General features: G+C 64.8%; 1 protein-coding gene. It reads right to left on the reverse strand.

The features are described 5' to 3' along the window. On the reverse strand, positions 1–722 hold a 722-nt coding region (locus tag ACCI49_RS24915), incomplete at both ends, for a condensation domain-containing protein (protein ID WP_371841957.1).

The raw sequence follows: 722 nt of genomic DNA on the forward strand, positions 1-722 counted from the left end.
AGTACATCGTTGATCCGGCCGTGAATACGCTCCGGTGCACGGGTCAGCAGTATGCGCGTGACGTCCGTCTCCAGCCGCAAACTCAATTCACGGCGGGTGGCCACCGTATCGCGACTCGGATCCAGCGGCCGCGGTGTCAGCAGCGGATCCACGCCAGCCGACATCGACTGCCAGAAAGGTATTTCCGCACGCCGCTGCGCCGCTGCCGCTGGCAGTGCCAAGGCCCATTCCCGGAAAGATGTGGGAACCGGCTCCAGAGCCGACGCTTCGCCCCGCTCACGGGCGTTGTAGGCGGCCTGTAAGTCCGGTACCAGAATCCGCCACGAAACACCGTCGACCACCAGGTGGTGGATCACAAGCAACAGGCGCGATTCACCGTCATCGTCAAACCAGACCCCCTGCAGCATCTGCCCGGCGCCCGGTGCCAGGCGACTCTGCGCGGCACTGGTCTCCCGCTGCAGCTCTTGCGCCCTCGCCTCTTTGTCGAGCCCATGCAGCGCGACACGCCGCAGGCAGCCTGCGGCAGAAACACTACCTGCCGGTGCTATTTCCAGCGAATCATCCGCGTTGAGCCGCAAGCGCAATGCGTGGTGGTGATCGAGCAGGTCCTGCAGCGCGGCGGTCAGCGGGGCCTCGCGTAGCGCCGGCACCCGCAACAGCATCGACTGGCTGAAATGATCGAATGCGCCTTCCTGGTCCAGCAGCCACTGGATAATCGGTGT

The sequence above is a fragment of the Microbulbifer epialgicus genome, from assembly GCF_041447265.1.
GTDB classification, from domain to species: Bacteria; Pseudomonadota; Gammaproteobacteria; order Pseudomonadales; family Cellvibrionaceae; genus Microbulbifer; species Microbulbifer epialgicus.